General features: G+C 39.4%; 7 protein-coding genes and 1 pseudogene. 5 read left to right on the top strand and 3 right to left on the bottom strand.

What is annotated here, in order from left to right; genetic code table 11:
* From fliD to IIC38_15395, 5 genes are all read left to right on the top strand, one after another.
* The coding region (gene fliD, locus IIC38_15375) for a flagellar filament capping protein FliD (GenBank protein MCH8127317.1) at positions 1 to 2,437 on the top strand (2,437 nt) is incomplete at its 5' end.
* Between the two features lie 43 nt (positions 2,438 to 2,480).
* Positions 2,481 to 2,915, top strand: a complete 435-nt coding sequence (gene fliS / locus IIC38_15380; GenBank protein ID MCH8127318.1) for a flagellar export chaperone FliS — start codon at positions 2,481 to 2,483, stop codon at positions 2,913 to 2,915.
* Position 2,916: 1 nt separating this feature from the next.
* Positions 2,917 to 3,348 (top strand): hypothetical protein, encoded by a 432-nt coding sequence (locus IIC38_15385; GenBank protein ID MCH8127319.1) that lies wholly within the window; start codon positions 2,917 to 2,919, stop codon positions 3,346 to 3,348.
* Between the two features lie 70 nt (positions 3,349 to 3,418).
* Complete coding sequence (locus tag IIC38_15390) at positions 3,419 to 3,838, top strand: hypothetical protein (protein ID MCH8127320.1); 420 nt, start codon at positions 3,419 to 3,421, stop codon at positions 3,836 to 3,838.
* Between the two features lie 93 nt (positions 3,839 to 3,931).
* Positions 3,932 to 4,414: a hypothetical protein gene (locus IIC38_15395; protein MCH8127321.1), complete on the top strand. Its 483-nt coding sequence runs from the start codon at positions 3,932 to 3,934 to the stop codon at positions 4,412 to 4,414.
* 103 nt (positions 4,415 to 4,517) lie between these two features.
* Here IIC38_15395 and IIC38_15400 read toward each other — a convergent pair whose 3' ends face one another.
* The 3 genes and pseudogenes from IIC38_15400 to IIC38_15410 form a co-directional block, all read right to left on the bottom strand.
* Positions 4,518 to 4,730, bottom strand: coding sequence for a hypothetical protein (locus tag IIC38_15400; GenBank protein MCH8127322.1), 213 nt, complete (start codon positions 4,728 to 4,730; stop codon positions 4,518 to 4,520).
* A 353-nt stretch (positions 4,731 to 5,083) separates the two neighbouring features.
* Positions 5,084 to 5,363 (bottom strand): annotated as a pseudogene (locus IIC38_15405) (fatty acid desaturase).
* On the bottom strand, positions 5,356 to 5,592 hold a 237-nt coding region (locus IIC38_15410), incomplete at its 5' end, for a hypothetical protein (GenBank protein ID MCH8127323.1). The gene IIC38_15410 and the pseudogene IIC38_15405, both read right to left, overlap by 8 nt.

The following is a 5,592-nucleotide window of genomic DNA, read 5'->3' on the forward strand; positions in this document are numbered from 1 at the left end:
AAGCACGGCGGACGTTTTACAAAGTTTAGGTTTCCATGTTTCATCTTCAGTTTCGATTAAGCATTTAATATCCAATGGCGCCCAATCTGACACATTCAGTGATAATTCCTCAGCGATTGGCGGAATTTATGATCTTTCCTCACCGCCATCGGGAACAGTGACCATCAATGATAAAACTGTCGCTATAGATCTATCAACAGATTCATTAAGTGATATCCGGGACAATATAAATACTGCTGCCCCAACAGGCGTAACTGCTTCTATCGTAACAACGACTGAAAATGGATCGACGGTGTATAAGCTAAAAATTGCCGGAACCACCACATTTATAGACGTTAATAATGTCTTACAAACTATAGGGGTACTTGAAGGAGATAGAACCACTGCTCAACAGCTTACCGGAAGTGTGGCAAATACTGAGATTTCTTCAAGTAATAATATAATAGCTTCTACGACTTTTGATGATATAACCGGGGCAAGTGTCGTTAATGGGGATACAATTACAATTTCCGGAACAGACCATTCCGGAGATTCGGTTTCATCAACATTTACGATTACTAATAAAAGCACACAAACAGTTCAAGATTTATTAACTGCAATTCAGGATGCTTATAATGGTGAGATTACAGCATCAGTAGATGTAAATGGTAAAATTGTCGTTACTAACAATACTTCAGGTACTAGTAATTTTGTTTTAACCTTAACGGAAAACAATGAGGGTGCTGGAGCACTGGACTTTGGAACATTTTCTACAACTGTTACCGGGGGTGTAGGAGAATCGGGAGAACTTGAAGCCGGTCGCGATAATTCACTCATAATTGATGGCATAAAAGTAACTCGGAATACAAACAGCATTTCCGATATTCTGAGTGGCACTACGCTTGATTTAAAAAAAGCCGATACCACAAAAACCATCATCATTTCAGTTACAAGAGATTATGATGCAATAATAGACAATGTGGAAAAGTTTGTAACCGAGTACAATAAATTAGTCGATTTTATCAGTGAACAATTCACCTACGATGAAGAAACTGAAGAAGCCGGTGTGCTGTTTGGCGATGTCGGATTAACTTCCGTACAAAATGGAATTAGAGCTATCATAAGCGATCGTAACACTGCTTTGCCGTCGGCCTTGAGATCCTTGTCCCAAGTTGGAATAGATACGGATCGAAATGGGAAATTATCTTTAGATTCAAATAAATTTCTTGAAGAAATCAAGGATGATTTTGATGGCGTCATGAAAATATTTTCCGCATTCGGTTCAACGACAGACGGAGATGTTACATTTGTTTCTCATACAAAAAGCACTAATGCCGGGACCTATGCAGTAAATATTACGCAAGCAGCTACACAGGGCGCTTTAACCGGAACTACAGATCTGACTGCTGGGATAGCCGGTGCCGAGGTGCTTACGATAACCGATAAGGCGACAAGCCAAATTGCTTCCGTATCCATTGCAAGTGGCGCTGATATCGATGCAATTGTCAGTCAAATCAATGCTGAATTGGCCAAAGAACATAAGCAAATAAAAACTTCTACGGGAACTATATTAGAAAGTGCCGCTGCGGCTACTTCACTTACAGTGTGGACGAATACCGATCATAGTGTTACCGTTGGAGATACCATCAGCATTTCAGGAAAGACCCACAGAGGTCAATCCGTATCCGGCACGTATACAATCGCTTCCGGGGATACGGTACAAAAACTTCTGAACAAGATTCAGGATATTTATCAGAACACTGTCAACGCATCGATAGATAGTAATGGTGCAATTGTCGTAACAAATAACGAAACAGGTTCCAGTAACCTGGACATCACATTAACGGCAAATAATGAAGGCGCAGGAAGTTTAGACTTTAGTACCATGAGTTTAACGCAGACAGGGCGGTATTCTATAAATATGACTGCAAGTAATAGCAGCGGAAACCTAAAGCTGACTCATAATGATCACGGACTTAGTAACGGATTTACCATTAGTCAGAGTGTAAATAATTTGGGAATGGCAGACGCAGAATATCTTGGCCAGGATGTGGCCGGGACGATAAATGGAGAATCCGCTACCGGCAAAGGACAATTTTTAACCGGGGATGCTGATGAATCAAACATAGACAGTCTTGTGCTCAAAGTTTCGATTACAACGAGCCAATTGACAACACAAGGCGCTTCGCAAGGTAATATTACTTTAACATTGGGTGTCGCTGAACAATTGTTTAATCACATTGAAAACATTACCGATTCATTCACAGGCTTTGTCTCCACAAAGCAAGATTCTTTAAAGGATACCGTTGACAATATACAAAAACAGATTGATGCCATGGAAATAAGGGTTGGTCAAAAAATTTCCACTTTGGAATTACGTTTCATAAACCTGGAAATAGTGATAGCACAAATGAATAGCCTTTCTAGTTTTTTAACAGCCCAACTTGCGTTATTATAAGTGGTTAAACAAAAAATCATATCAACGAGGGAATAAAACTAACATGGAATACCAGAGCCAGATATCTCACTACAAAAAAGTTCAGTTGTCCACTGCAAATCCCGGGAAATTAGTTTCAATGTTATTTGCCAGGCTTGAAAAAGAGCTTACCAATGCCAAGGAATTTATCATTTTTAGTAAACTTGAAGATAAATGCAACTCAATATTATTAAGTCAAGAAATTCTTATTGAGCTGACTAGCTCTTTAAATTTTGAGGCAGGTGAAATTGCAAATAATCTGCAGTCACTTTATTTATACATGTATCGTGAACTCAACTTGATTAATCTTAAAAATGATACAGAAGCAGTGGATGTTGTCATACAAATCAGCAAAGATCTGAATTCTACATGGAGTGAAATGTTACAAAAAAATCCTGAAGTATCAAAAGAATCAAAATCAGCCCAAATAAATTACCAAAATATGTCGATAGTAGGATAAGATGAATAAAACCAACGTAGCTGATATTGTTTGGCAACAATACATAAACGCTTTAAAACGCCTGGAAACATTAATAGAAGACCAGGCTTATACCTTAAGTGAAGAGGATTGGGATCATTTAACCTCAATTATGGGGAAAATAGAAAACTCCAAAATGCACTTAAAAAATAGCTGGGAACTTCTTAGTTCTTCAAAAGGAAGCCATTTAAAGAAAGGTTCAAAAGACAATTTGGCTGACAATGATAAGGGTGAAGCGAAAGCTATTTTGACGACACTTCTAAGCATGAATAAGAAAAATGAAGAATTACTTCGAAAGGAAATGGAACAGCTGAAAATAAATATGTCAGTTTTGAAAAAGACCAGGAAGAGTCATAAGAAGTATATCACACAAAAACAGATTGAAGAATTCTCCCCTTTGGACGTAAACGGATGAAATTCTTTAGAGAATTGTAACGATAGTTAAGGATGTTTGAGAGCGGGCCGAGAACCAAGGAAATGAAATTATGAATAACCATAATGGCATGATGTTAATAAATGCCCTTAATTTACATAAGAGTTCAATAAATTCATTGCTAAGAATATCAAAAAAGCAGAATGACTGCATTAAAAAGCAGAACTTTTCTAAGTTATTTTCAAGTAGAGATGATAAGGAAGGTTTACTACATCGATTAAAGAAATGGGGTAGGGATATTAAATACTACTATGAAAATTGGTCGGAGTTACAGGAACACTTGACCGAGGAAGAAAGGATTAGAATATTAACATTGGTTGATTCGATTTCTAAGGTGATAGAGGATGTTCTAATTATTGAAAATGAAAATAGAATTTTTTTGGAAAAACGTAAAACAGAACTAACCCATGAGCTTGGAACAATTGACTTTTTTCAAGAATGCTTAATCTCGGTTTATACAAATCGGAATTAGGAATAATAGCTTGTATTTTTATTACACATTGATTAATTTAAAACAAATTGTAACAAAATCTATTTTGATTCTAATTGAAGAGGATTGGCCGACATGAAGATTGACGGAATACCAAATGGCTTGATTCCTAAAAATCAACCGCTAGACGGTAACAATAAAGCAAAAGCGAAGGATAGCGCCAATACCCGACCAAAGAGTGACAAGCTGGATATTTCTCTCCGGGCGCATAAATTACATGATCAGGAAGAACTTTTGCAAATTGCAAAGTCCAAATTAAACTCTATCTCCGACATTCGTCAGGAACGAATTGAGGATGTCAAGGGGAAAATAGCATCAAAATATTATGATCAAGACCAAGTTATTTCAGACATTGCCGGTAAAATGGCAAAGTCAGAAGAACTTGCCGATCTATTGGCTTCGGAGAATAAACAAGCATCTCAACTTAATGAAAAAGATGTTAAAAAACTAGCGATTATTTTTAACCGGATTGATAGAGGTTTTTACGATAAAGAAGCTGTTTTAAAAAGCGTAGCTGACAAGTTAAAGACTTACCTGTCTGATGATTCTAAAGAATAAGATTAAAAATTAATATTATTAACGCGGACATACCTGCTGCCGTCGGTTTGGATCTCCTACTGATGGTTCCTTCGAGAACGTACTTCTACCTCCAACTTATCGCCTATTTGCACCAGCCCCTTTGTGGTGTTCTTGTACTGCATGGCGCTGGAGCGGGCAACAACTCCGAACCCAGATAACGACGTGTGATCTCGCCGGTTATTCCATCAGAAAAATAGGCATCTTCAGCCAACCTCAAATTCTCAAACGGCAGAACCCCAGCAATTTTCTTTCGGGGGTAAGTTGGCTTTCCCCTGGTCTGAAAAAGGAATATCAAGCTGAGTTTAAAATCACAATGCTAAGAACGGCTCCAGCGAAAAGAACCTTCGGAAGGTTTGAGATCCAATTCCATCGGATTACCTGTCAGTAAAGCTGTGATTGGTTCTTGATTCTCATTCAGAATGGAATAGGTGATGGCTTGTTTAATCTCCTTTGAAGGACAGTTGGGCCTGGAAGCATTTCATAGATCAAAACTCCAAGGGAAATATACTATCAGTACGATAGTATATCTCTCCTCCTCTGCTTTGTTCACGTGACATGTATGACGTGCTCCGGATAGGCTGAATCCATCTATTGCTTATATGAGCTTTTAGATTCGAGTTTAGAGGATAGCTAGATAAACTCAGAACGTTACGATGCTGGCTGGATCGCCGAAATACTTGAGCTTCCGAAAGTGGGACCGGATGCCCCGAAAAGCGTCGGATGATCGTTGTAGGGAATGCCGTGCTCACGGGCCACCTGTTCGACGATAGGAGCCGATGGCAGGATAGTGAGTACTACAGATTTTGGGGAATAGATGGTGTTCGATCTGGAAGTTCAGACCGGCCACATAATAGCAAAGAAGCCGGTTCCTACGGGCGAAGTTCGCCGTGGTTTTCATTTCGTGCACAAGCCATGCGTCGTCAATCATTTCGCTCTGTTCCGCGCGCGCGGGCGTAATATTCCGGCCCTTCGATCACGTAGGCGAGCTGAAACACGAGGTTGAGGATCAAACCTGCGGTCACGTGCATGGCGAGGAACCCGATCAAGAACTGCCACCAGGCAATATCGAGGAAAACGAGTGGCAAAACGATGATATAGGAGTAGTACACGAGCTTCATGGCGAACAGCCGCACCACTTCCCCGCGAGGAGGAACGAT

The organism is candidate division KSB1 bacterium (genome assembly GCA_022566355.1).
In the GTDB taxonomy this organism is placed as follows: Bacteria; Zhuqueibacterota; JdFR-76; order JdFR-76; family DREG01; genus JADFJB01.

Bases quoted from the DNA above. Each gene is read 5' to 3' on its own strand.
- fliS (MCH8127318.1), top strand. From the start codon at position 2,481: ATGGAATACCAGAGCCAGATATCTCACTACAAAAAAGTTCAGTTGTCC.
- IIC38_15385 (MCH8127319.1), top strand. From the start codon at position 2,917: ATGAATAAAACCAACGTAGCTGATATTGTTTGGCAACAATACATAAAC.
- IIC38_15390 (MCH8127320.1), top strand. From the start codon at position 3,419: ATGAATAACCATAATGGCATGATGTTAATAAATGCCCTTAATTTACAT.
- IIC38_15395 (MCH8127321.1), top strand. From the start codon at position 3,932: ATGAAGATTGACGGAATACCAAATGGCTTGATTCCTAAAAATCAACCG.